The following is a 23,090-nucleotide window of genomic DNA, read 5'->3' on the forward strand; positions in this document are numbered from 1 at the left end:
ATTGATGCGCCGTTTTAGCCGCTATGCTTTCCCCTGCTAATGACGTTGATCATCCGCTCACCGAGCGGTTCCGCCGGTTCGTCGGCGATACCGCTTTTCCGTGCGTCGGAGCCAAGGCGGCGCTCAACCGCGACGGCATGCGGTTTGTCGTCGCTCGTGATTTTCGCTCGGCGTGGGATGATTTGCGGATACTTCCTTCGCTGCTGGCGCTGGCTGGCTCCTATCGTGCCGAACCGTTGCTGTTCCAGTCACTGGTCGTGCTGTTCGAGGAGGGGGCGCCCGACGACGAGGCCGCGTTCGAAGCGCAATTGTGGGAGCGGCTGCAGTCATTGACCGACAAGGACCAGTGGCTCGGACAGCCAGCCGATCCGCGCGTTGCGCATGACCCGGGGGACCCTCATTTCGCGATGAGCTTTGGCGGCGAAGCTTTTTTCGTCGTCGGGCTCCATCCCCTGGCCAGCCGCCCGGGCCGTCGGTTCGAGACGCCGGCGATGGTGTTCAACCTCCACAACCAGTTCGAGCAGCTTCGCATGACGGGGCGTTACGACAAGTTGCGCGAGACAATCCTTGACCGCGATGTTGCGTTAGCAGGGACCTCCAATCCGATGCTGGCCGATCATGGCAGCGTGTCGGCAGCGCGTCAGTATAGCGGGCGTGCTGTCGGTGCCGAGTGGCGCTGTCCCTTCAGCGGGCGGTCGCGAGTGAATTCCGACGATTCCCTCCGGCTTGATCTTGTCTCTAATGACTGAAGAAATCGCTCCGCGGACCGGGGTCGCCTTCACGCTCGACAAGGGCCGGACGCTGACCGTGATCGATCCCTGCGGCGAGCAGGTGGCGGATTTGCTTGCGTTTAATCGCGCAGATGTGGGTGAAGGACTTTCGGGTGGGCGGACGCTTGATTATGCCAGCAAAATCTACCTGACGACGGGTGACCCGCTTTATTCGAACCGAAGCAATGTGATGCTTGAGATCATCGCCGACGACGTCGGGCGGCATGACTTCTTGTTGACGCCTTGTTCGAAGGACACGTTCCGGATCATCTATGGCGATAAGGATCCGCACCGCGGATGCTTTGGCAACCTCGCGGCGGCGCTCGCGCCTTATGGGGTGACCGAGGACATGATCCCGACAGCGTTCAACTGTTTCATGAACGTGCCGGTCGATGGCAAGACGGGGATGCTGACGGTCGAGGCGCCGCTCAGCAAGGCGGGGGACGCGATCGTGTTTCGCGCGGGCATGGACCTCGTGATCGGATTGACGGCGTGCTCCGCGCTTCAGTCGAACAATGGCAGTTTCAAGCCGATCCATTACCGGATCGACTGATGGCCACGCTATTTTCGCCCTCGCTCCTTCGGGACGTCAGCCTTCCCCGGAGCGCGGGCCTCGCGCGGGTACGAATTTCGGTTAGCTATTGGTGGCGGCACGGGCGGCTGCCCGACCTCGATGCGCCGCGGACGTTCACCGAATGGGTCCAGTGGCGCAAGCTCAACGAGCGCAGCCTGGTGCTCGCGGCGATGACCGACAAGATCGCGTCGAAGGCGATGGTCGTGGCGCAGCTCGGGGCGGAGTGGGTCGTGCCGACGCTGTGGAGCGGGACCGAAGCGCCCGACGTGCCGCCGTGGCCGACGCCGTTCGTGATCAAGGCGAGCCATGGCTGCAATCAATATGCCATCGTGCGCGATATCGGTCGCGACTGGCCGCGAGCGCTGGCACGGAGCCGGACGTGGACCACGCAACATTATGGCAAGTGGCTCGACGAATGGCTGTATTCGAAGAGTCGCCCGGGACTGATCGTCGAACCGTTCGTCGGCGGCGGGGCGGCGCCCCCGACCGACTATAAAGTCTATGTGTTCAACGGCCGCGCCGAAGTGATTCAGGTTCACAGCGACAGGCTGACCGCGCACCGATGGGTGCAATATGACCGCGACTGGAGGCGATTGTCCGCTGGCGCCGATGCCGCGCCTCCGCAAACCCTTGGCCCGATGATTGCCGCCGCCGAGGTGCTCGGGAAGGGCCATGACTTCCTGCGGGTCGATTTTTACGACCTTCCGGAACAGCCCCTGTTCGGCGAATTTTGCCTTTATCCGGGATCGGGCCTCGACCCGTTCGATCCCGTAAACCTCGACGATGCGCTCGGCGCGAAGTGGGCGGCGGCGCGGCGCGAACTCGGCAAGCACTAGCCTCGCTTTGAGGCGCGTTTCCTGCTACGGGCGCGGCCATGCTGAATATCAACGGAATCACGGTACGCCTTGGCGGGCGCACGATCCTCGACCGCGCCACCGCGCCGATCCCGCCGGGCGCGCGCGTCGGGCTGATCGGCCGCAATGGCGCCGGCAAGTCGACCCTGATGAAGGTGATGATCGGCCAGCTCGACCCCGACGAGGGCGAGATCGAAATGCCCAAGAAGACCAAGCTTGGCTATATCGCGCAGGAAGCGCCGTCGGGCGACAGCACTCCGTTCGAGACGGTGCTGGCGGCGGATACCGAGCGCGCGTCGCTGATGGCCGAGGCCGAAAGCTGCCACGATCCCGACCGACTGGGGCATGTGTATGACCGGCTGCTGGCGATCGACGCCTACACTGCGGACAGCCGCGCGTCGCGGATCCTGGTCGGGCTAGGGTTCGACGAGGAGATGCAGGGCAGGCCGCTCGACAGCTACTCGGGCGGGTGGAAGATGCGGGTCGCGCTGGCGGCGTTGCTGTTTTCCGAGCCCGATGTGCTGCTGCTCGACGAGCCGTCGAACCATCTCGATCTCGAGGCGACGCTGTGGCTCGAGAATTTCTTGAAGTCGTACCCGGGTACGCTGGTCGTCATCAGCCATGAGCGCGACCTGCTCAACAATGTCGTCGATACCATCCTTCACCTCGAGGGCGGCAAGGTCACGCTTTACGCTGGCGGCTATGACAGTTTCGAGCGGCAGCGCGCCGAGCGGATGGCGCAGATTGCGGCGGCGCAGGCGAGCCAGGACGCGCAGCGAGCGCGGCTGCAGGATTATATCGCGCGCAATTCGGCCCGCGCCTCGACTGCCAAGCAGGCCCAGAGCCGCGCCAAAATGCTCGCGAAAATGCAGCCGATCGCATCGATGGCCGATGATCCCAGCCTGGCTTTCGATTTCCCGTCGCCGACCGAGCTGAAGCCGCCGCTGATCACGCTCGACATGGCCGCCGTCGGCTACACCGAGGGCAACCCGATCCTGCGCAAGCTGAACCTGCGGATCGATCCCGACGACAGGATCGCGCTGCTCGGGCGCAACGGCAATGGCAAGACCACGCTCGCCCGGCTGCTGGCCGCACAACTCGCCCCGATGGAGGGGGAGATGCACGCCACATCGAAAATGCGGGTCGGCTATTTTACCCAATATCAGGTCGAGGAATTGCACGGCGACGACACGCCGATCGAGCATATGACCCGGCTGATGAAGGGCATGACCCCGGGCGCGGTTCGCGGTCAGCTTGGCCGGTTCGGCTTTTCGGGGGACAAGGCGACCACCAAAGTGGCCAAGCTGTCGGGCGGCGAGCGGGCGCGGCTGGCGCTGGCGCTGATCACGCGCGAGGCGCCGCATCTGCTGATCCTCGACGAGCCGACCAACCATCTCGACGTCGACAGTCGCGAGGCGCTGGTTCAGGCGCTCAACGGCTATGACGGCGCGGTGATCCTGGTCAGCCATGACCGCCACATGGTTGAGCTGACCGCCGACCGGCTAGTCCTGGTCGAGGACGGGCGGGCGACCGATTATGCCGGGTCAATCGACGATTATATCGACTTCGTGCTCGGTCGAAACCAGCCCAGGTCGGAGGCGAAGGCCAAGCCGGTCAAGGGCGACCGGAAGGCGGCTGCCAAAGCGAAGGATGAAGCCGACGCGCTGAAGAAAGCGGCAGTCGACGCCGAGAAGATCAGCGCGCGGCTGGCGGCGGAGTGTTCGGCGCTCGATCAGGCGATGTTCGATCCGGCCAAGGCAGAGCCCAAGCTGGCAGCGCTGCCGATGAGTGAACTGTCGCGGCGCCGGGCGACGCTTGCGGCCGAACTTGAGGCAGCCGAAGCGCGCTGGATGGAAGCTGCCGAGTTGCTTGAGCGCGCAGCCGCTTAGCTCAAGGCCCTCGCGAGCGCGACGAACTCGTCGACGCTGAGCATTTCGGCGCGGCGCTGGCTGTCGATGCCGAGCCCGGCGAGCGCATCGAGTGCGCCGGGAACGCCTTTCAGGCTTTGGCGGAGCATCTTGCGGCGCTGCCCGAACGCCGCCGCCGTCAGCCGTTCGAGCAATGCGTGCTGGACGCCCTCGGGGGCGGGGGCGGGGATGATATGGACCACCGCCGACGCCACTTTGGGGGGCGGCGTGAAGGACGAGCGGTGGACCAGCAGCGCGATTTTCGGAGTTGCGCGCCACTGCGCGGCGATCGCCAGCCGGCCATAATGATCGCCGCCAACGGGGGCCACGATTCGCTCGGCGACTTCCTTCTGGAACATCAGCGTCAGGCTTGCCCACCACGGCGGCCACGGCCCGGCGAGCCAGCGGATGAGAAGGGCGGTGCCGACGTTGTAAGGGAGGTTGGCGACGATATGGGCCGCATGTCTGACCTCGACACGCTCGTCAATTTCAAGTGCGTCGCCCTCGATCACGCGCAGCTGGCCGGGGAACAGCGCCTGTAGTTCGGCCAGCGCGGGCAGGCAGCGGCGATCGCGCTCGACCGCGATAACGCTGGCGCCAGCGTCAAGCAGGGCGTGGGTCAGCCCGCCGGGGCCAGGGCCGACCTCGTAGACAGTCTGGCCGGTGAGATCGCCCGGGATCGCTGCAATCCTGGCCAGCAGCTGGCGGTCGAGGATGAAATTCTGGCCGAGCGCCTTGCTCGCCGACAGCCCGTGGCGAGCGATGACCGCGCGGAGCGGCTCGTGATTCACGCCGGGCAGCGAAACGCCACCGCGCTCGCCGCGACTTTGAGTGCCGCGGCCATCGCGCGCGGATCGGCGCGGTCCTGTCCGGCGATGTCGAAGGCGGTGCCATGATCGGGCGCGGTGCGAACGATCGGCAGCCCAAGGGTGATGTTGACGCCCTCCTCGAAATGCAGTGTTTTCAGCGGGATAAGCCCCTGGTCATGATACATGCACAAAGCCGCGTCATAATGGGCGCGGGCCGAGGCGTGGAACATGGCGTCGGCCGAATGAGGCCCGGTGACGTGCCATCCCTCGGCGCGAAGCGCGGCGATGGCGGGCTCGATCATCTCGATCTCCTCGCGCCCGATCGCTCCACCCTCGCCGGCGTGGGGATTAAGCGCGGCGACCGCAAGGCGGGGCTCGGCGATCCCGAAATTCTTTTGCAGCCCGCGCAACGCCGCCCGCCCGCGCGCCTCGATCAATGCTGCCGAAAGGGCGGCGGGGACCTGCGCGAGGGAAATGTGGGTCGTCACGAGCACCGTGCGCAAGCTTGGCCCGGCGAGCATCATCGCGACATTGCTGGCCGAGACACCGCAGCGTTCGGCAACAAACTCGGTCTGGCCGGGGTGGGTAAAGCCGATCGCGTAGAGCTGTTCCTTGCTGACCGGGCCGGTCACCACCGCGCTTGCCGTACCCGACCGGGCAAGGCCGACGGCGAGCTCGAGCGCGTCGAGTGCCAGGTGCGCGCCCGCCAGGCTGGGGCGCCCCGGGATGGCGGCCTCGAGCCCCGAAATGGCAATCAGCGGCAGACCGATGTCGAACGCGCTATCGGCCTCGCGCGGGTCGTCAATGGTCGCGATGGGGCCGTCCCACACCGCAGCGATCGATCGCGGATCTCCCACCGCGACGAATGGGGTGATCCCGAATGCGGCGCGATGGTCCCAGCATTTGGCGATGATCTCGGGCCCGATCCCCGCAGGATCCCCGAGCGACACCGCCAATGGCATATTCGCGTTGCTCGCCAATGTCCTAGCGGTAGTCGATGATCGCGTCGCGGCGCAGGTCGCGCAGATAGCGGCGGGCGCGCAAGTTGGTGCGCTCCTCGCTGAGCTGCGAATAGACCTGCTCATAGGTCGGGACCGAGGCAGTCGCCTCGTCGCGGCCGCAGATGACGAGGGTGCGGACACCTTCCTCGATCGATCCGAACGGGCGGGTGGCCTGACCAACCTGCATCGGGGTCATCATTTCCTGCAACGCCGGGGGCAGGTCGCGCAGCTTGACCCCGTCGGACTGGACCACGTCGCCGTGGAAATCTGCAGCTAGCTTGTCGGCCCCACCGCATCCGCCGACGCCGAGCACGGCCGCAGCGAATTTCTGGACGACGGGCTCGGCCGTCGCGCGGGTCATGCCCTTGGGAAAGGCGATCGACACCTGCTTGAGGTTGAGGACGGCATTGCGCGGATCGGCGGTCAGGATCTTGCGCGTGTCCTGCACCGCGATGATCGAAAATCCACCCGGCACTGCGATCGGATCCGAGATGCTTCCCGGGGCAAGCTGGCGAACGGCCGCAGCAATCGATTCGGGCAATTGTTCGGGGCGGACCCAGCCGAGGTCACCGCCGACCGGGCTAGTCGAGGCTTCGCTATACTGGCGGGCATAACCGACGAACGAGCCGCCCTGCTTGAGCGCGGCGAGGATCTTGGCGGCATTGGCCTGGACCTGAGCTTCGTTGCCCGGGGTTGCCGAGAGGAAGATTTCGCCAACGCGATATTCCTCGACGCCCTTCGACGCGTTCATCTTGTCGATGACGGCCTTGACCTCGTCCTCGGCGACATTGACGCCATTTTCGATCTTGGCGCGCTGCAGCCGCTGCCACGAGATTTCGCCTTCGATCTGGCGACGGATCGAGCGGATCGAGGAGCCATTCGACCGCAGATAGGTCGCCATCTGGTCGGGAGTCTGCTTGACGTTGGCGGCGACCCGCTCGACGGTCTTGTCGATATCGGCCGGCGTGACCTTGATCTCTTCGGCCTTGGCGGCCTGGATCTGGAGCGATTCGTCGATCAGGTTGCGGAGCACCTGCTGGCGGAGCGCCTGGATCTGGTCGGACGGGATCTTGCCCCCGTTCGAGATCGCCAAGAGCGCGAGGCGCTGGTCGATATCGGTCTGGGTAATGACGTCGCCGTTGACGATCGCAGTCGCCCGGATTTCGGTCGGAAGCGTCGTCCCGAACAGTTCGGGATTGGACGGCAGGCGGAGCCCGGTGGTGGTATTGATCGCCGGCGCCGCGGTCTCGGGCGCGTCCTGGGCATAGCCGGCACCGGCCAGCGCCAGCACCGTCGCACTTGCCGCCAACTTCAAAGTCCAGCTCATCGTCTTACCTGCTGACACGCGATATTTCCTTGCTATCCAACCCACTTGGGGGTTGCTCCTGTGTAGGCGGCCCGCTGAACAGAGGCTTAGCGGCCAAGGTTCTTGAGGCTGAAGTGAAGCGAAAAACTACTGCCCTTGCGGAAGGTCCCGACGCGCTCATAGTCGCGCCGCCACTGGACGCCAAATGTCAGGCAATCATCTTCATAATCAATCCCTATCCGATGGCGCACCGGCTCAAACCCGCTGGCCAGTGACAGCGGGTCTTCGGCAGCGTTGGTAAGGTCGATCACGGTCGCCCCGAACAGCGACCAGTAGCGTTTGAATTTCCACCGCCCGGCGAGCCGAAGCTCCTCCTTGTCGCGCAGATCCTCGATCGCCGGATCGATGTTGCGGTTGAGTTTGAGGTAACCGACCTGAAGATAAGTCTCGTCGCTGCCGACGGTCAGGTCGACCTCATTGCGGCGGATCGCGAAATTGCTCTTGTCGATGCGGTAGCGATGGCTGATGTCGAGGAAGCGACCATAGCGTATGCGGGTCCGGCCAACGATGTCGGAAAAGCGATCGGTCAGCCCGGTGCCCTCGGGGAACAGCGTCGGGCTGCGGGTCAGGCGATAGCTTTGGCCGATGACGGTATCGATCGAGAAGCGCGGCCGTTCGAGCGCATATTGCAGGCCATAGGTAACCCGGCTGCCATCTTCCCACCGGTCATAGCCCGAGAAACGATTGATCGAGAACAGGTTCGAATCGTCGAGATCGATCGACCGGCTGTCCTCGTTGGGGATGCTATTATTGGCTGTATGCGGGCTTGCGACAAACTGGATCCGCGGGGTGATCGTCTGGGTCCCGCCAAAGGCATTGCCGATCAGTGGCCAGCGCGCGTCGGCGACCAGCGCGCCGATTGCCCGGGCGTGCCAGCCATCGACGCCGCGATAGGAAGCAACGCTGGTCGCGGCCGAATCGTCGGTATGGTAGACATCGCCGCGGGCAAGCGCGGTGAAGGTCAGCTCCTGGCCCCATTGGGTCAGCTTGCGCAGGTCCCACCGTGCCTGGGCGAAGGCGCGCTGCGTATCCTGCCCCGAAATCCGCGTGATCGCCAGGCTGTTGGCCTCAAGCTCGACCCGGCCGCCAAGGATCGGATCCGCCAGCCGCAGCCGCGCATCAATCGCGGGCAGGGCAAACGGCGTGGCCCGCAGGTGATCGTCGACGCGAAGTCCCTGGAAGGCCCAGCCGGCGATCGAGATATAGCTGTTGGTGTCGATCCGCTCGAGGTCGAGAAAGCTTCTGAGCCGATCGTCGTTGGTGATGTCATAGCGTTTGGTGACCGTCTTGTCGGTTGCCGCGCGGAGCGATCCGGTCAGGCTCCAGTAGGGACCGAACTGGAAGCGGCCATTGGCATCGAAATAGCCGCGCACCGCGTTGCGCCCGATCGGCTGGAGATTGTCCGAACTGTCGACCCGGCCATAGGTCAGGAAGCCGCCGACCTGGAAGGCGCCGACCTTCGTCAGTTGGCGATAGCGGGCGCTGATCGCGGGCACGTTGCCGGTGTAGAGGTGCGGCGTGAACGTGGCGTCGCGGTTGGGTGCGATCTGCCAGTGGTAGGGCACCGAGACTTCGAGCCCGTTGGAATGGGTGTAGGCGAAGTCGGGAATGAGGAAGCCCGAATGGCCGCCCTTGCCGGTGTTGAGCGCAATGACCGCGATCAGCGGGACGGAAATGCCAAGGACATTGAGCCGGCCGCCGGTGAACTTGATCGACTTTCCGTCGGCCGAACGCGTGACCCGCGCCGCCGTGATCGTCCAGCTCGGCTTTTTTTCCTTCCCGCAATTCGTCGTCACCGGGCAGCCGGTGTAAATCGCATTGTCGAGGATGGTCGAGCCATTGACCCGCGAGCCACGCTGCGCCGCGACACGCCCGCCGGTGTCGAGCACAAGCAGGAGGTTGTCGATCGTCCCGTCCTTCAGGCTGTCGGTCAGGTCGACCTTGTCGCCGACCAGCTTGTTGCCCTGCGGATCGAGGATGACGACATTGCCCGCCGCCTGGACCTTGCCGGTTTTGCGGTCCCAGCTAACCGTGTCGGCGGCGAGGTAATTGCCGTCGCGGGCAAGGCGGACCTGGCCGTTCGCAGTGACGAGGTCCTGCTTGTTGTCATAGGTGAGGACGTCGGCGGCGAAATCGATTGCGCCGTCGGTGGCGGGCGCCGCAGCCTCGTTGGCAAGCGGCGCCGGATCGACAGCTTGAGCCATCCCTACGCCGGGAATGGCGAGAAGCAGCGGAAGCGCCGTCCAACAATATACTGATGCGCGCAACGCCTGGCACCCCGCCCGGATGGAACTAGCCCCGCCTATTGCACCTCGGCCGCAAGGCGGCAACGCCAGTCTTGCATCAGGGCCTCTTGAACCGGCTTTGCCTTACGCGGCGAGCGGCCTAAGAAGCCTTCAAATCTCGCCAACCCCAAGGATAATCCATGCAAATCAGCTTCGCTTCCGTCCGCCCTGCCGGAGACCATGCGCTTGTCGTTCCCGCCGCGGGAACTCAGCGGCCGGGCCTAGCCGGGCTCGGTGACGGGCTCGACGGCGCGCTTCGCCGCCAGCGGTTCGAAGGCGAAGCGGGGGGTGCTGCCGAGATTTTTCTGACGAATGATGGCGGGCGCCGGCTGCTGGTTGTCGGCCTGGGCGCCAATGCCAAGCCGGCCGAGGCGGCCGAAAAGCTTGGTGGTACGCTGGTGGCGCGGCTGCTGACCTCGGGAGAGACCAACGCGGTGCTCGATCTCACCGGACTGAACTTCGACGCCGATGCCGCCGCCAAGGTCGCGCTCGCAGCGCAGCTGCGCAGCTGGCGCCACGACCGCTATCGCACTACGCTGAAAGACAAGCAGAAGCCGACGCTGACTTCGCTGACGATCGTCGGGGCGCCCGCCGAAGCCGAGGCGCGCTGGGCGAATCGCTACGCGTCGCTGGCGGGCGGCGTCGAGCTGACCCGCGAGTTGGTCGCCGAGCCGGCCAACATCATCTACCCCGAAAGCTTCGTCGCGCGCTGCCGCGACCAGATGGACGGGCTGGGCATCGAGTTCGAGGTGCTCGGCGAGAAGGAAATGGCCGATCTCGGCATGGGCGCGCTGCTCGGCGTCTCACAGGGCTCGGTGCGCGACGCCCAATTGCTCGTGATGCGCTGGAATGGCGGAGAGCCCGGCGACACCCCGGTCTGTTTCATCGGCAAGGGCGTGACCTTCGACACCGGCGGCATCTCGATCAAGCCCGCCGCGGGCATGGAATCGATGAAATGGGACATGGGCGGCGCGGGCGCGGTCGCGGGCGCGATGAAGGCGATCGCCGGGCGCAAGGCCAAGGCGAATGTCGTCGGCATCTGCGGCCTGGTCGAGAATATGCCCGACGGCAATGCCCAGCGGCCGGGTGACGTCGTCACCTCGATGAACGGCCAGACGATCGAGGTGATCAACACCGACGCCGAGGGGCGGCTGGTGCTGTGCGACGCGATCACCTGGGCTCAGGCCAATATCAAGCCCAACACGATCGTCGACCTGGCGACGCTGACCGGGGCGATGGTTGTCGCGCTTGGTCACGAGATGGGTGGCATGTTCGCGAATGACGACGGCCTCGCCGGCCAGCTGTCGGCGGCGGGGGCGGCATCGGGCGACAAGCTCTGGCGGATGCCGCTGGGCGAGGCCTACGACCGGCTGATCGACTCGCCGATCGCGGACATCAAGAACGTTGGACCGCGCGAGGGCGGGTCGATCACCGCCGCGCAATTCATCCAGCGGTTCGTCGACGAGGGCGTGAAATGGGCCCACCTCGACATTGCCGGCATGGCATGGAGCGACAAGCCGTCGAACACCTATGACAAGGGCGCGACCGGGTTCGGCGTGCGCCTGCTCGACCAATATGTCGCGGACGTGTGCGAAAAGTAATCGTCATTGCGAGCGAAGCGAAGCAACCCAGCCTTTGAGCCGCTGGGTTGCTTCGTCGCTGCGCTCCTCGCAATGACGGGGCCATGCTTGTGACCGAACGATGAGAGTCGATTTCTACCAGCTTGGCGGCGCGTCGGTCGATGGCATCTTGTCGTCGATCGCGCCGCGCCTGCTGGCCGAGGGGCAGCGGCTCCTGGTGATTTCGGCCGACGAGGCGCAGTTGGCGCGCCTCGACCGCTTGCTGTGGGACGAGGGGACGGGCTTCCTGCCCCATGGCGTGGCGGGCGGGCCCGATGATGCGCGCCAGCCGATCCTGCTGTCGACCACGCCGGACGCGCCCAACACCGCGCGCAACCTGGCGATTGCCGACGGGGAGTGGCGCGAGGCGGCGCTGGGCTTCGAGCGGGCGTTCTTCATGTTTGATCACAATCACCTGGAAGCTGCGCGTCTGGCGTGGAAATTGCTGTCGGGGCGTGAAGGCGTCGAACGGCGCTATTGGGCGCAGGAGGATGGACGGTGGGTGCAGAAGGCCTAGGCCCCTGACTGGAGTCTTTGTTTAGCTCGCCTTTCGCTACCGCTCGCTCGCTTGCCCTTGCGGGCTCACCCGGCTAGGGGCGCGCCAACCCTTTTCCCACCGCATCACAGGAGTGCCCACCATGGCGCTGACACGCACCTTTTCGATCATCAAGCCCGACGCCACCCGCCGCAACCTGACCGGTGCGGTCACCAGGATGCTGGAGGAGGCAGGCCTGCGCGTCGTCGCCTCGAAGCGCATCCACATGACCCGCGACCAGGCCGAGGGCTTCTATGGCGTTCACCGCGAGCGTCCCTTCTTCAATGATTTGTGCGCGTTCATGGTCTCGGGCCCGGTCGTGGTCCAGGTGCTCGAGGGTGAAAACGCCGTCCAGCGCAACCGCGACGTGATGGGCGCGACCAACCCCGAGAATGCCGACACGGGCACGATCCGCAAGGAACTGGCGGAGTCGATCGAGGCCAATTCGGTGCATGGTAGCGACAGCGAAGAGAATGCCGCGACGGAGATTGCTTACTTTTTCAAGCCGGAAGAAATTGTCGGCTGAGAGCGTGCAACGCTGAAATCGAAGGGCCGCTGGAGTAATCCGGCGGCCCTTTTCGTATCTAAAACTCGTCCGCCGCCTTCATCAACCGCGTCAGCCTCGCCGGCGCACACACCCGCCAGCTGCGCTCAATCCACTCCCCAACATGGCCCCAATCGACTCCCGCTCGATCAAGCCTGATGCCGATCCAGTCGGACGGGCCGTAATATTGGGGGCGGAAATAGAGGTCAGGGTCGGCGTCGATCAGCTGCGCCATCTCGTCCTGCCCGCCGCATTTGACCAGCACGCCGATGCTGTCTTCGCCATGATGGCGTTGCCACAGGATGGCGAAGAACTTGTCGCTAGACGGGCTTCCGACTTTCCAGCCGGGCGACCCGTGCGACGTCTTGAAGCGCGTTTCGGGGAGGGTGAGGGCGATCTCGCCGATGCGCGCCTTGATCCACGCTGGGTCGCGCTCGCGGGTGACATAGTCGGCCAGCGTGCGGGGGAGCAGCTGGTGCTCGGCGATGCGGACCCGGTTGGAGAGGGTGTCGATCGTGTCGCCGGGGAGTATCGCGACTTCGGTTTGGCCGAGGACCGGGCCCGCGTCGAGCTCCGGCGTGACGAGGTGGACGGTGCAGCCGGCAACGCTGTCGCCTGCGTCGAGCGCCGCCTGATACGTACCGAGCCCGCGATATTTGGGGAGCAGCGAGGGGTGGATATTGATCATCCGCCCGGCCCATCCCTCGACGAACGCGTCGGGCAGGATCCGCATCAAGCCAGCAAGGACGACATAGTGCGCCCCGGAGTCGCGCAGGGCGGCGTCGAGGTCCCGGTAAAATTGGTCCCGGGTCGCTTTCGTCGGGGTGGGAAGGCGAGTGACCGGGACGCCCTCGGCCTCGGCCAGGGCCAGCCCCTCGGCGTCGGGCCTATCGCCGCTGACCAGTACAACTTCATACGGGCAATCCTCGGCGCGCGAGGCATAGACCAGCGCCGCCATATTGGTGCCGCGCCCCGAAATCAGGACGGCGACGCGGGCCTTAGGCATGGAGATAGGTCGCGGTCCATGGTTCGCGCGCGCTCCAAGTCTCGATCGATCCACTGACCGTGCAGCCCCGGTCGCCGGCTTCGACCGTGCCGATGCGGTGGACGGTCTCACCTGCTGCAGTGAGGCCCTGGGTTACGGAAGTGACATGATCGGGGTGGACGATGACCGCCATGCCGATCCCGCAATTGAAGGTCCGCGCCATTTCGCCGGGCTCAATCCGTCCGCCTGCCTGCAACTGTGCGAACAAGCGAGGCAGGCTCCAGGCGTCGGCGTCAACCATCGCGTGGGTGCCAGAGGGCAGGACCCGCGGGATATTCTCCAGCAGCCCCCCGCCAGTAATATGGGCAAGGCCCCTAATCCGCCCGGCGCGCACTTCAGGCAGCAGCGACTTCACATAGATTTTGGTCGGTTCGAGCAGCGCTTTGCCGAGCAGAACGTCGGGATCAAAGCGCGATGGCCGGTCGAGCTTCCACCCCTCTTGCGCGACGATTCGCCGAACCAGACTGAAGCCGTTCGAGTGTATTCCCGAGCTGGCCAGGCCGAGGATGACGTCACCGGGCGCTATGTTCGCGCCTGTTAATTGCTCGCCGCGTTCGACTGCGCCGACGCAGAAACCGGCTAAGTCGTAATCGCCCGCCGCATACATGCCGGGCATTTCGGCAGTTTCGCCTCCAATCAACGCGCAGCCAGCCTGCCGACACCCATCGGCGATCGACGCCACGACGGCCTCGGCAACCGCGCTGTCGAGCTTCCCGGTCGCAAAATAGTCGAGGAAGAACAGGGGCTCGGCGCCCTGCACGATGAGGTCGTTGGCGCACATCGCGACCAGGTCGATTCCGACGCCGTCGTGGCGGTTCATCTCAATCGCAAGCTTGAGCTTGGTGCCGACGCCATCATTCGCAGCGACCAGCAACGGATCCTTGAAGCCCGCCGCCCTGGGATCGAAGAATCCGCCGAATCCGCCCAGCTCGGCGTCGGCGCCCGGGCGACGGGTCGATTTTGCCAGCGGGCCAATGGCTTTGACCAGCGCATTTCCGGCGGCGATCGACACGCCCGCGTCGGCGTAGGTAAGCGGCTTTTGCGTCATGGTCGGTTCCCTAGCCACAACATGCTTGGATTTCCACGCCGTTGTCGCCAAAAGCCTCGGCAATGCTTCGACGTCGTCCCTTTGCCCTGTTTGCCGCCATGATCGCCATCACCGGCTTTGGCAGCGCGCTCGTCGCCCAGCTCGAGAGCGGGGATCGGGGGATCTTGCCGCTCGACAGTTCGGGTGTGCTCGAAGTCACCTCGATCCATGTCGATGTTGCTGGCGAGACCGCTGAGCAGGCGCGCTATGCCGGCTGGCGGCAGGCGCAGCGGATCGGTTTCAAGCTGCTGTGGGCCAAGGCTCATGGCGCGTCGCCAGACCAGGCACCGGCGGTCGACGACGCGACGCTCGACGGACTGGTCAGCTCGATCTCAGTTGAAAAGGAGCAGATCGGGCCGGGGCGCTATATTGCCGACCTCGGCGTCCTGTTCGATCGGTCGAAGACCGCCGGGCTGGTCGACATGGCGGGGGATCTTCGACGGTCGGATCCGCTGCTGCTGGTGCCGATCATGCTGACCGACGGCACGATGACCAGCGTCGAGACCCGCAATGCATGGCAGCGGGCGTGGGCCGGATTTCGCACCTCGACCAGCGCAATCGACTATGTCCGGCCTTCGGGGCTCGGCGCCGATCCGCTGCTGGTCAATGCCGCGCTGGCCGATCGGCCAGGACGGGCGTGGTGGCGCAACGTGCTCGATACCTATGGCGCGTCGGACATATTGGTCGCGCAGGTCCAGGTTCGGCGGCTTTATCCGGGTGGTCCGGCCAGCGCCCACTTCATCGCGCGGCACGGCGCCGATGGCGAAGTAATCGGCAGCTTCGATATCCATGATCGCGATGGCGGCGACCTCCAGCCGCTGATGAACAAGGGCGTCCAGCAGATGGACCAGCTGTTCAGCGCGGCGCTCAACGACGGTCGCCTGCGTCGTGATCCGTCACTCAACCCGCCGCCGCCGCCCACTCCGCCGGAGGAAATCGTCGCTGACGAAGCCGCCACGGCGATCGATTCGACGCCAGCGCAGGCCTATCAGCTGCTGGTGTCGACGCCCGATGCGGCTGCGCTGTCGGCGGCAGTGTCGAGCGTGCGCGGGGTCGCCGGGGTCGATGCGGTCAGCGAAAGCAGTGTCGCCATTGGTGGCACGAGCAGCATCGTCGCTTCCTATCATGGCGATGTCTCTGCATTGCGCGCGGCGCTGATGGCGCGCGGCTGGAGCGTGGATTATGAGGGCGGCCAGTTGCGACTGTCGCGCGCCGCCGGGCCTCGACCAGCGCCTGCACCGCTACGCGCCGATCCGCTCGCACCGGCTGCCGCGCCGCCGCCACCACGACCATGAGTCGCGGCCCCGACCAGATCGCGCTCCCGCTCGACTGGCCGCAGGCCGGCGATGCCGATCGCTTCATCCTGGGCGACGCCAACCGGGCCGCCTTCGATCATTTCCGCACCTGGTCGACGTGGCCGGTCAAGGCGACAATCCTGACTGGCCCACGCCGTTCGGGCCGGTCACTGCTGGCGCGTCACTTTGTCGAGCGGGTCAAGGGACGCTTGTTCGACGACGCCGAGCACCATCATGAGGAGGCCATCTTCCACGCCTGGAATGCGGCGCAGGAGAGCGGCCGTCCGCTGGTGCTGGTCGCCGACGCGCCACCGCCGGCATGGGCGATCACGCTGCCCGACCTGCGCACCCGGCTGGCCATCACGCCGGTGACGACGATCGCCGAACCCGATGACGAGTTGTTCGCGGGGATCGTCCAATTGCTGTTTTCCGATCGCGGGTTGTTTCTGCCGCCCGAAGCGCTTGCTTATGTCGTCGCGCGGGTCGAGCGCAGCTATTGGAGCGCCGAGCGGACGGTCGAGGCGGTCGATCGCTTCGCCATCGCCGAGCGGGCGCGATTGACCATCCCGGTGATCCGCCGGGCGCTTGGCCAGGCCGGGCTGATCGCCGACGAGCGCGCAGCATGAGCGTGCGTGAGGAGCTTGCTGCAACGCCGGTCGATCTTGGGCCCGAGCGTTTCTTCAACCGCGAGCTGAGTTGGCTGGCCTTCAATCGCCGTGTGCTGGAGGAAGCCGAGAACGCCGCGCATCCGCTGCTCGAGCGGTTGCGGTTCCTGTCGATTTCGGGCTCCAACCTCGACGAATTCTTCATGACACGGGTCGCCGGGCTGAAGGGCCAGCAATTGCTTGGCATCGAGGAAAAATCAACCGACGGGCGCACCCCGACCCAGCAGCTTGGCGCGATTGCCGATGACGCCGACGCGCTGGTCGTGGCGCAACAGAAGGAATGGATCGTCCTCCGCGAATGCCTTGCCGAGCAGGATTTCGACGTGCTTGGCGTCGAGGATCTGGTCGGCGACGAGCGAGCCTGGCTCGACAAGCATTTCCGCGAACAGATATTGCCCGTGCTGACCCCGCAGGCGATCGATCCGTCGCACCCCTTCCCGTTCATTCCCAACGGCATGTTCAGCCTGGTGTTCAGCCTGGAAACCCCGGTCGAGCGCGAGCCGGTGACCGAATTGCTGATGATCCCGGCGACGCTTCCGCGGTTCATCCGGCTGCCCGGCGCGAGCTATCGCTTTATCGCAATCGACACGCTGATTCGTGCGCAATTCGACCTGTTGTTCCCGGGGTTCAACAACCTTGGCAGCGGTGCGTTTCGAGTGCTTCGTGACAGCGATATCGAGGTCGAGGAGGAGGCCGAGGATCTGGTCCGTTACTTCCGCACCGCGATCAAGCGTCGCCGCCGGGGACGAGTCATCCGGCTGGAATTCCTTGCCGACACCCCCGATGACTTGGAGACAATGGTCCGCACCGGGCTTCACGCCGAAGTCGCGGTCGTGGCCGAAAGTGCGGGATTCATCGGCATCGCCGACCTCGCCTTACTGGTCGAAGCCGACCGTCCCGACCTCAAATTCCCGCCCTACAGCCCGCGGTTTCCCGAGCGGGTGATGGAGCATAATGGCGACTGTTTCGCGGCGATCCGGGCCAAGGATTTCGTCGTCCATCATCCTTATGAGAGCTTCGAAGTGGTGGTCGCTTTTCTTCGTCAGGCCGCGGGCGACCCTGACGTCGTCGCGATCAAGCAGACGCTCTACCGCGCGGGCAAGCAGTCGGCGATCATCGACGCGCTGGTCGCCGCGGCCGAGGCCGGCAAGTCGGTCACCGCCGTGGTCGAATTGAAAGCGCGCTTCGACGAGGAGCAGAATCTGTTGTGGGCAAGCCGGCTCGAACGCGCCGGGGTCCAGGTCATCTATGGCTTTGTCGAGTGGAAAACCCACGCCAAAGTGTCGATGGTGTTCCGCCGCGAGGCCGGGACGATGCGCACCTACTGTCACTTCGGAACGGGCAATTACCACCCGACGACGGCGCGCATCTACACCGACCTGAGTTTCTTCACCGCCAGTCGCCGGGCGGCGCGCGATGCGGCCAAGCTGTTCAACCTGATCACCGGCTATGTGCCGCCCAAGGGGCTGGAGCTGCTGACGCTGTCGCCGCGCTACATGCGGGAAAAGATCTGCGCGCTGATCGATACCGAGATCGCCAATGCGCGCGAGGGCAAGCCAGCGGCGCTCTGGGCCAAGATGAACAGCCTGGTCGACCCGGCGGTGATCGACAAGCTGTACGAGGCGAGCGAGGCGGGGGTGTCGATCGACCTGATCATTCGCGGCGTATGCTGCCTGCGGCCGGGGATCGCCGGCCTGTCGTCGCGGATCCGGGTCAAGTCGATCGTCGGGCGTTTCCTTGAGCATAGCCGGATCTGGGCCTTCGCCAACGGCCAGCGCCTGCCGAGCCCCAAGGCACGGGTATTCATTTCGTCGGCCGACTGGATGCCACGCAACTTCGACCGCCGCGTCGAGTTCATGCTTCCATTAGAGAATCCGACTGTTCACGCGCAGGTGCTCGACCAGGTCATGCTCGCCAACCTCATCGACAACGAACAAAGCTGGACGCTCGATCCGTCGGGGAACTACACTCGCGTCAAGCCGGGCAAGCGGCCGTTCAACCTTCACACTTACTTCATGACCAACCCCAGCCTGTCGGGCCGCGGCGCCGCACTTGGCGGCAAGGCCGTGCCCAAGCTGCGCCTGACCCAGCGCGGATAGGCGCAACCATCATGTCCAGACCCCCGCTTCCCCGTCCGTTCGGCCCGGTCGGGATCATCGACATCGGCTCCAACTCGGTGCGGTTCGTGGCGTTCGGCGGCAATCCGCGCGTGCCCTCGGCGCTGTTCAACGAAAAGATCATGGCCGCGCTGGGCAAGGGCATCGCGAACAATGGCGCGCTCGAGGAGAAGGCGGTCGAAGAGACGCTGGTAGCGCTTGCCCGCTTCCGCTTGCTGGGCAAGGAAATGGGGCTCAAGAAAGTACACACGGTCGCGACGGCGGCGGTGCGCGACGCCTCGAATGGCCCTGAGTTTCTCAAGCGGGTCGCGGCCCTCGGCCTGAAACCGCGCCTGCTCGCGGGATCGGAGGAAGCGGAGCTCGCGGGACTTGGAGTTATTTCCGCCATTCCACGGGCCAATGGCATTGTCGCCGATCTTGGCGGCGGCAGTCTTGAACTGATCGGGGTGGCACGCGGCGGGGCAGGATCGGGGGTCTCGCTCCCGTTGGGCGTGCTTCGTCTCGGCGCCAATCCCGACGCGACATTACTTGCCGAGCAAATTGGTGCCGCACTCGGCAAGGGCAAGCTCAAGGACGCCGCGCGTGGCAATGGTCTGTATCTGGTCGGCGGCTCGTTCCGGTCGCTGGCGATGCTCGACCTGAAGCTATCGGGCCATCCGCTCGCGATCGTCCACCAGCATCGCTTCGCGCCCGAACGGATCGGCGAGCTGCGCACGATCCTCGGCGATACGCCGATCGACGAACTCAAGCAGCGTTCGGGGGTGTCGCGCGGCCGTTTGCCGACGCTGGGACCAGCCGTCGCCTTGCTCGAAACATTGGTCGACCTGCTGGGGCCCCGCAAGATCGTCGTGTCGGCGTTCGGGCTTCGCGAAGGCCTCCTCTATCGCGATCTCGACTTGGCCACCAAGGCGCAGGATCCGCTGCTCGCGGCAGCACTTGATGTCGGCGAGCAGCTCGGCCGGTTCGGCGATCATGGCGCGGCACTCGACCAGTGGATCGCGCCGCTGTTTCCCGACGACAGCCCACGCCAGGCACGACTGCGCCTCGCTGCCTGCCTGCTCGCCGACATCGCCTGGAACGCCCATCCCGACTTTCGCGCCGAGCGCGCGGTCGACATGGCGGTGCACGGCAATTGGGTCGGGATCGATGCGCATGGCCGCGCGCTGCTCGGCCGGGCGCTGTGCGCGGCGTTTGGCGGGGACGGCGGGTTCAGCAAGAAGCTCGGCGCGCTACTTCGCGAGGGCGAGTCCGAGCGGGCAGGGGCGTGGGGAAGGGCGATCCGCCTTGCCCAGCGGCTGTCGGGCGGGACCGAGAATCTCCTCCGCAAGAGCCGGGTCGAGCTTGGCCTGCGCAAGATTACGCTGACCATCTCGCCCCGATTCCGGGCGCTCTATGCCGAAGCGATCGATCGGCGGTTGAGGCAGCTCGGCGCCGCGATGGGCCGCGAAACCGAAGTCCGTTTCGGTTAGCAGTCGTCGCTGACTGCCAAGGTGCGGGTCATCTTGAGCTTGCCATGCTCGGTGGCGAAGGCGAGCCGGCCTTCGACCAGATCGAGCGCGTCGCGGCCAAATTCCTCGAACCGCCAACCCGAGAGGATGTGGAGGTCTTTGCGAACCCCGGCGGCCAGCGCTTCAAGCTCGTCAGACCGCGCGATCAGCTTGGCCGCGACCCCGGTTTCCTTCGATCGAATCTTGAGCAGCAGCTTCAACAGGTCGCTGACCAGCGCGGCGTCCTTGGTGAGGCCGGGGCGATTGGGCTCGCGGGTCGGCATTTCGTCGGCTTCCAATGGCTTGGCATTGCCGATTGCCGCCATCAGCCGCATGCCAATGTCATTGTTGCGCCAGCCAGCCGAAAGCCCGCGGACCTTGCCCAGATCCTCCTGATTCTTGGGCGGGTGCGAGGCGAGTTCGCCCAGCGTGTCGTCCTTGATGATCCGTCCGCGCGGCAGATTCTTCGATCGCGCCTCGCTTTCACGCCAGCCGGCGATGGCCTTCAGGCGGCCGAGGACTTGCGGATTTCGACCGGGGAGCTTCAATCGCTTCCACGCCTGGTCGGGCTCGAACGCGAAACTCGACGGATCGGCGAGCCGCTCCATCTCCTCGTCGAGCCATGCCCCGCGCGAATTCTTTCTGAGCTTGGCGACCATCCGCGGAAATATCTCGGCGAGATGCGTCACGTCGGCGATGGCATAATCAATTTGGCGCTTGTCGAGCGGGCGGCGGCTCCAGTCGGTAAAGCGCGCGCCCTTGTCGAGGCTGTGCCCGAGCATCGATTCGATCAGGTTGGAATAACCAATCTGCTCGCCATGGCCGAGTGCCATCGCCGCAATCTGGGTATCGAACAGCGGCACCGGCATCTTGCCCGTCAACGTGTAGATGATCTCGAGGTCCTGCCCGCCGGCGTGGAACACCTTCAACACGTCGTGATTGTCGACCAGCAGGTGGAGCAACGGCGCCATGTCGAGCCCGCTCGCCATCGGATCGATTGCCGCGGCTTCGTCGACCGAGGCGATCTGGAGCAGGCACAGCTCGGGCCAATAGGTGTTTTCGCGCATGAACTCGGTGTCCACTGCGACAAAGTCATGCTTGGAAAGGCGCTCGCACAGCGCGGCAAGCTCGGCGCTGGTGTCGATTAGCGGATGAATCTTCATATGGACGGGGGCCATAGCCGGGCAAGCCCGCCTTGACAAAGAGCACGTTCGGGGGCGAAGCGCGCGCCTCTATTCCCTCGCCATGATACGAAGAAGTTTAGCGCCATGCACGCCTATCGCACTCACACTTGCGCTGCCCTGCGCGCCGCCGATGTCGGCACGACCGCGCGGCTGTCGGGCTGGATCCATCGCAAGCGCGACCATGGCGGGGTGCTGTTCGTCGATCTGCGCGATCATCACGGCCTGACCCAGATCGTTGCACGCGCCGGATCGGACGCGCTGGCGATTCTCGAAGGGCTACGCGTCGAATCGGTTGTGACCGTCACCGGCGACGTGGTTGCTCGCGAAGGCGGGGCGGTGAACAGCCGCCTCCCGACCGGCGACATTGAGCTCATCGCGCGGGCCGTCGAGGTCCAGTCGGCCGCCGCCGAACTGCCGATGCCAGTTGCGGGCGAGCAGGAATATCCCGAGGATATCCGCCTGAAGTATCGCTATCTCGACCTTCGCCGCGAGCGGCTTCATGCCAACATCATGCTTCGATCGGCGGTCATCGCTTCGGTCCGGGGGCGGATGATCGAGCAGGGCTTTACCGAGTTCCAGACTCCGATCCTGACCGCCTCGTCGCCCGAGGGCGCGCGCGATTATCTGGTCCCGTCGCGCGTCCACCCTGGCAAATTCTATGCTCTCCCGCAGGCGCCGCAGATGTTCAAGCAGTTGCTGATGGTCGCCGGGTTCGACCGTTATTTCCAGATCGCGCCCTGCTTCCGCGACGAGGACGCCCGCGCCGACCGCTCGCCGGGTGAGTTCTACCAGCTCGATTTCGAAATGAGCTTCGTGACGCAGGACGATGTCTTCAACGCGATCGAGCCGGTGCTGGCCGGCCTGTTCGCCGAATTCGCCAATGGCAAGGCGGTCACGCCGGCGGGCGAGTTCCCGCGCATTCCCTATCGCGAATCATTGCTGAAATATGGCAGCGACAAGCCCGACCTGCGCAACCCGATCCTGATCTCGGACGTCGGGTCGCATTTCGTCGGGTCGGGCTTCGGACTGTTCGCGGGCCTCGTCGACAAGGGCATGGTCGTCCGCGCAATTCCCGCGCCGAAAACCGCCGAGAAGAGCCGCAAATTCTTTGACGAGATGAACGACTGGGCGCGCGGCGAGGGCTTTGCGGGCTTGGGCTATGCGACCCGCAAGGCCGGCGAGTGGGGCGGGCCGATCGCCAAGAACCATGGCGCCGAGGGGATGGACAAGCTGGCCGCCGAGCTCGACCTCGGCCCCGATGACGGAATTTTCTTCGCTGCCGGTCCCGAACTGCAGGCCGCCAAGCTTGCTGGTCTTGCCCGAACCCGCGTCGGCGAGCAGCTCGGGTTGATCGAACAGGGCGCATATAAATTCTGCTGGATCGTCGACTTCCCGATGTTCGAATATGACGAGGAGGCCAAGAAGGTCGACTTCAGCCACAATCCCTTTTCGATGCCGCAGGGCGAGCTCGAAGCGCTCGAGACCAAGGACCCGCTCGATATTCTCGCGTGGCAATATGACATCGTCTGCAACGGCGTGGAGCTGTCGTCGGGTGCGATCCGCAACCATCGCCCCGACATCATGTACAAGGCGTTCGAGATTGCCGGCTATTCGCGCGACCGGGTCGACGAGAATTTCCCCGGGATGATCGGCGCCTTCAAATATGGCGCGCCGCCGCATGGTGGATCGGCACCCGGGATCGACCGGATCGTCATGCTGCTGGCCGAAGAACCCAATATCCGCGAGGTGATCCTGTTTCCAATGACGCAAAAAGCCGAGGATCTGATGATGAACGCGCCGGCGCCGGTCAGCGATCGCCAGCTCAAGGAATTGTCGATCAGGCTGGTCGTCGATGGTCCCCGGCCCGGACAAGCGGCGACTGGTCCCGGCGTGGGAAACTGATCGGGGGTAAGCGATTGCGGCGCCAAATCGGATGCGATACGCAT

General features: G+C 65.2%; 19 protein-coding genes. 12 read left to right on the top strand and 7 right to left on the bottom strand.

Going from position 1 to position 23,090, the window contains the following annotated elements; genetic code table 11:
* Window positions 1-23: 23 nt before the first annotated feature.
* From gntA to U1700_RS07045, 4 genes are read left to right on the top strand one after another with little or no spacing between them, the layout of a single operon-like run.
* Window positions 24-749 (top strand): guanitoxin biosynthesis heme-dependent pre-guanitoxin N-hydroxylase GntA, encoded by a 726-nt coding sequence (gntA, locus tag U1700_RS07030; RefSeq protein WP_332751446.1) that lies wholly within the window; start codon window positions 24-26, stop codon window positions 747-749.
* Window positions 742-1,323, top strand: a complete 582-nt coding sequence (locus tag U1700_RS07035; protein ID WP_332751447.1) for an urea carboxylase-associated family protein — start codon at window positions 742-744, stop codon at window positions 1,321-1,323. Before gntA ends, U1700_RS07035 begins: the two co-directional genes overlap by 8 nt.
* Window positions 1,323-2,180: an ATP-grasp fold amidoligase family protein gene (locus tag U1700_RS07040; protein WP_332751449.1), complete on the top strand. Its 858-nt coding sequence runs from the start codon at window positions 1,323-1,325 to the stop codon at window positions 2,178-2,180. The genes U1700_RS07035 and U1700_RS07040 overlap by 1 nt, the downstream gene beginning before the upstream one ends.
* A 38-nt stretch (window positions 2,181-2,218) precedes the next feature.
* Window positions 2,219-4,087, top strand: a complete 1,869-nt coding sequence (locus U1700_RS07045; RefSeq protein WP_332751451.1) for an ABC-F family ATP-binding cassette domain-containing protein — start codon at window positions 2,219-2,221, stop codon at window positions 4,085-4,087.
* On the opposite strand, the gene rsmA is transcribed toward U1700_RS07045, so the two are convergent.
* From rsmA to U1700_RS07065, 4 genes are all read right to left on the bottom strand, one after another.
* Window positions 4,084-4,896, bottom strand: coding sequence for a 16S rRNA (adenine(1518)-N(6)/adenine(1519)-N(6))-dimethyltransferase RsmA (gene rsmA, locus U1700_RS07050; RefSeq protein ID WP_332751453.1), 813 nt, complete (start codon window positions 4,894-4,896; stop codon window positions 4,084-4,086). The two genes, U1700_RS07045 and rsmA, sit on opposite strands and share 4 nt — an antisense overlap.
* Entirely contained in the window at window positions 4,893-5,876 is a 984-nt protein-coding gene (gene pdxA, locus U1700_RS07055; protein WP_332751455.1) for a 4-hydroxythreonine-4-phosphate dehydrogenase PdxA, read from the bottom strand. The genes rsmA and pdxA overlap by 4 nt, the downstream gene beginning before the upstream one ends.
* 22 nt (window positions 5,877-5,898) lie before the next feature.
* Window positions 5,899-7,242 (bottom strand): peptidylprolyl isomerase, encoded by a 1,344-nt coding sequence (locus U1700_RS07060; RefSeq protein ID WP_332751457.1) that lies wholly within the window; start codon window positions 7,240-7,242, stop codon window positions 5,899-5,901.
* Window positions 7,243-7,328: 86 nt separating this feature from the next.
* Window positions 7,329-9,485 (bottom strand): LPS-assembly protein LptD, encoded by a 2,157-nt coding sequence (locus U1700_RS07065; RefSeq protein WP_332751458.1) that lies wholly within the window; start codon window positions 9,483-9,485, stop codon window positions 7,329-7,331.
* Between the two features lie 221 nt (window positions 9,486-9,706).
* Here U1700_RS07065 and U1700_RS07070 point away from each other — a divergent pair, with 221 nt between their 5' ends.
* The 3 genes from U1700_RS07070 (at window position 9,707) to ndk (ending at window position 12,246) form a co-directional block, all read left to right on the top strand.
* Entirely contained in the window at window positions 9,707-11,167 is a 1,461-nt protein-coding gene (locus U1700_RS07070) for a leucyl aminopeptidase (protein ID WP_332751459.1), read from the top strand.
* A 100-nt stretch (window positions 11,168-11,267) separates the two neighbouring features.
* A complete protein-coding gene (locus tag U1700_RS07075; protein WP_332751461.1) occupies window positions 11,268-11,702 on the top strand; it encodes a DNA polymerase III subunit chi in 435 nt (144 codons plus the stop codon).
* A gap of 121 nt (window positions 11,703-11,823) precedes the next feature.
* Window positions 11,824-12,246: a nucleoside-diphosphate kinase gene (ndk, locus tag U1700_RS07080; RefSeq protein ID WP_332751463.1), complete on the top strand. Its 423-nt coding sequence runs from the start codon at window positions 11,824-11,826 to the stop codon at window positions 12,244-12,246.
* Between the two features lie 58 nt (window positions 12,247-12,304).
* Here ndk and purN read toward each other — a convergent pair whose 3' ends face one another.
* A complete protein-coding gene (gene purN / locus U1700_RS07085) occupies window positions 12,305-13,270 on the bottom strand; it encodes a phosphoribosylglycinamide formyltransferase (protein ID WP_332751465.1) in 966 nt (321 codons plus the stop codon).
* Entirely contained in the window at window positions 13,263-14,357 is a 1,095-nt protein-coding gene (gene purM, locus U1700_RS07090; RefSeq protein WP_332751467.1) for a phosphoribosylformylglycinamidine cyclo-ligase, read from the bottom strand. The genes purN and purM overlap by 8 nt, the downstream gene beginning before the upstream one ends.
* 62 nt (window positions 14,358-14,419) lie before the next feature.
* Here purM and U1700_RS07095 point away from each other — a divergent pair, with 62 nt between their 5' ends.
* Genes U1700_RS07095 through U1700_RS07110 form a run of 4 tightly spaced genes read left to right on the top strand, consistent with a single transcriptional unit; the run spans window position 14,420 to window position 19,942 of the window.
* Window positions 14,420-15,691 carry a heavy-metal-associated domain-containing protein gene (locus U1700_RS07095; RefSeq protein ID WP_332751468.1) on the top strand — a complete coding sequence of 424 codons (1,272 nt, stop codon included), beginning with the start codon at window positions 14,420-14,422 and terminating at the stop codon, window positions 15,689-15,691.
* The gene (locus U1700_RS07100) at window positions 15,688-16,317 is read left to right on the top strand and encodes an HdaA/DnaA family protein (RefSeq protein WP_332751469.1); all 630 of its coding nucleotides are present in this window, start codon (window positions 15,688-15,690) and stop codon (window positions 16,315-16,317) included. Before U1700_RS07095 ends, U1700_RS07100 begins: the two co-directional genes overlap by 4 nt.
* Window positions 16,314-18,455, top strand: coding sequence for an RNA degradosome polyphosphate kinase (locus U1700_RS07105; protein ID WP_332751471.1), 2,142 nt, complete (start codon window positions 16,314-16,316; stop codon window positions 18,453-18,455). The genes U1700_RS07100 and U1700_RS07105 overlap by 4 nt, the downstream gene beginning before the upstream one ends.
* An 11-nt stretch (window positions 18,456-18,466) precedes the next feature.
* Window positions 18,467-19,942 (top strand): Ppx/GppA family phosphatase, encoded by a 1,476-nt coding sequence (locus tag U1700_RS07110; RefSeq protein WP_332751474.1) that lies wholly within the window; start codon window positions 18,467-18,469, stop codon window positions 19,940-19,942.
* Here the strand turns inward: U1700_RS07110 and rnd are convergent.
* A complete protein-coding gene (gene rnd / locus U1700_RS07115) occupies window positions 19,939-21,123 on the bottom strand; it encodes a ribonuclease D (protein WP_332751476.1) in 1,185 nt (394 codons plus the stop codon). The two genes, U1700_RS07110 and rnd, sit on opposite strands and share 4 nt — an antisense overlap.
* Window positions 21,124-21,228: 105 nt before the next feature.
* Here rnd and aspS point away from each other — a divergent pair, with 105 nt between their 5' ends.
* Entirely contained in the window at window positions 21,229-23,046 is a 1,818-nt protein-coding gene (gene aspS, locus U1700_RS07120; RefSeq protein ID WP_332751478.1) for an aspartate--tRNA ligase, read from the top strand.
* Window positions 23,047-23,090: the final 44 nt, after the last annotated feature.

It is taken from the genome of Sphingomonas sp. RB1R13, assembly GCF_036663775.1.
Lineage (GTDB): Bacteria > Pseudomonadota > Alphaproteobacteria > Sphingomonadales > Sphingomonadaceae > Sphingomicrobium.

Bases quoted from the DNA above. Each gene is read 5' to 3' on its own strand.
- U1700_RS07070 (WP_332751459.1), top strand. From the start codon at position 9,707: ATGCAAATCAGCTTCGCTTCCGTCCGCCCTGCCGGAGACCATGCGCTT.
- purN (WP_332751465.1), bottom strand. From the start codon at position 13,270: ATGCCTAAGGCCCGCGTCGCCGTCCTGATTTCGGGGCGCGGCACCAAT.
- U1700_RS07065 (WP_332751458.1), bottom strand. From the start codon at position 9,485: ATGGCTCAAGCTGTCGATCCGGCGCCGCTTGCCAACGAGGCTGCGGCG.
- gntA (WP_332751446.1), top strand. From the start codon at position 24: ATGCTTTCCCCTGCTAATGACGTTGATCATCCGCTCACCGAGCGGTTC.
- U1700_RS07110 (WP_332751474.1), top strand. From the start codon at position 18,467: ATGTCCAGACCCCCGCTTCCCCGTCCGTTCGGCCCGGTCGGGATCATC.
- rnd (WP_332751476.1), bottom strand. From the start codon at position 21,123: ATGAAGATTCATCCGCTAATCGACACCAGCGCCGAGCTTGCCGCGCTG.
- U1700_RS07035 (WP_332751447.1), top strand. From the start codon at position 742: ATGACTGAAGAAATCGCTCCGCGGACCGGGGTCGCCTTCACGCTCGAC.
- U1700_RS07060 (WP_332751457.1), bottom strand. From the start codon at position 7,242: ATGAGCTGGACTTTGAAGTTGGCGGCAAGTGCGACGGTGCTGGCGCTG.
- ndk (WP_332751463.1), top strand. From the start codon at position 11,824: ATGGCGCTGACACGCACCTTTTCGATCATCAAGCCCGACGCCACCCGC.
- U1700_RS07040 (WP_332751449.1), top strand. From the start codon at position 1,323: ATGGCCACGCTATTTTCGCCCTCGCTCCTTCGGGACGTCAGCCTTCCC.
- pdxA (WP_332751455.1), bottom strand. From the start codon at position 5,876: ATGCCATTGGCGGTGTCGCTCGGGGATCCTGCGGGGATCGGGCCCGAG.
- U1700_RS07100 (WP_332751469.1), top strand. From the start codon at position 15,688: ATGAGTCGCGGCCCCGACCAGATCGCGCTCCCGCTCGACTGGCCGCAG.
- U1700_RS07095 (WP_332751468.1), top strand. From the start codon at position 14,420: ATGCTTCGACGTCGTCCCTTTGCCCTGTTTGCCGCCATGATCGCCATC.
- aspS (WP_332751478.1), top strand. From the start codon at position 21,229: ATGCACGCCTATCGCACTCACACTTGCGCTGCCCTGCGCGCCGCCGAT.
- U1700_RS07045 (WP_332751451.1), top strand. From the start codon at position 2,219: ATGCTGAATATCAACGGAATCACGGTACGCCTTGGCGGGCGCACGATC.
- U1700_RS07105 (WP_332751471.1), top strand. From the start codon at position 16,314: ATGAGCGTGCGTGAGGAGCTTGCTGCAACGCCGGTCGATCTTGGGCCC.
- purM (WP_332751467.1), bottom strand. From the start codon at position 14,357: ATGACGCAAAAGCCGCTTACCTACGCCGACGCGGGCGTGTCGATCGCC.
- U1700_RS07075 (WP_332751461.1), top strand. From the start codon at position 11,268: ATGAGAGTCGATTTCTACCAGCTTGGCGGCGCGTCGGTCGATGGCATC.